Annotated in this window: 1 tRNA gene and 2 rRNA genes; all 3 read right to left on the bottom strand. The window is 46.0% G+C overall.

Going from position 1 to position 1,024, the window contains the following annotated elements:
* Positions 1-512: 512 nt before the first annotated feature.
* Positions 513-627: ribosomal RNA gene (rrf, locus tag ACSLUK_RS19910) — 5S ribosomal RNA — on the bottom strand.
* 145 nt (positions 628-772) lie between these two features.
* A tRNA-Tyr gene (locus tag ACSLUK_RS19915) sits at positions 773-857 on the bottom strand.
* Between the two features lie 44 nt (positions 858-901).
* Positions 902-1,016, bottom strand: a 5S ribosomal RNA gene (rrf, locus tag ACSLUK_RS19920).
* Positions 1,017-1,024 lie beyond the last annotated feature (8 nt).

Genomic DNA, 1,024 nt, shown 5'->3' on the forward strand with positions numbered 1-1,024 from the left:
TATGAGGATATTGTCAACGCATGTAGTCACGCTTGGAATAGCTTTAGAAAAGACACAAAACGTGTCATCAAAATGTGTTCAAGGAAGTGGGCAGTGGTGGGCAATCTTTAATGCGGATTGGTATAATGTCGATGATTTTCATGTTCCTACATGGATGTAGGACATTAGAGTAACGCATGGAGCAGTTACCGAGATGAACGTAGTCCTTCGACGGACTGAATGGGAAGCTTAGCGATGTCCTACTCTCACATGGGAACTCCCACACTACCATGACATGCAAGGATGCATTAATGTCGCGTAGACATGGATGTCTAGGAGCGACCGGCGTTGTTTGACGAACAAGGAAGTTCTAATGCAGCAGGGACATGGATGTCCAAGAGCTGCCACTTCTGGGCGTCCGTGACGGGTATTAGCGCATGGGATTTGGTGGTTCTACGATGCTTTTTCATAAATGCCAGATGCTATAACGCAAAAAGCCCACACAAAGTGCGGGCTTAATTACTAAATAGGAAGCTTAGCGATGACCTACTCTCACATGGGAACTCCCACACTACCATCGGCGCTATTGCATTTCACTTCTGAGTTCGGCATGGGATCAGGTGGTTCTACAATGCTATTGTCACTAAGCAAAAACTTTAACTTTTCTGGGGTCAGAGTCAGGTAAACTCTTCGCCATATTTTTAATTCAAACCGAAATCAGCGTTTATTGACGCTGATCCCATTTCGTTCTAAAACGAAAAAAGCCTACTTTTAAAGCAGGCTTTTGGAATGATGGTGGAGGGAGGTGGATTCGAACCACCGAAGGCGGAGCCGTCAGATTTACAGTCTGATCCCTTTGGCCACTCGGGAACCCCTCCAGACGCAATAACCCAGCGTAAGCTGGGTTATTACTAAATAGGAAGCTTAGCGATGTCCTACTCTCACATGGGAACTCCCACACTACCATCGGCGCTATTGCATTTCACTTCTGAGTTCGGCATGGGATCAGGTGGTTCTACAATGCTATTGTCGCTAAGCAAAAAAG

It is taken from the genome of Thalassotalea fusca, from assembly GCF_053485835.1.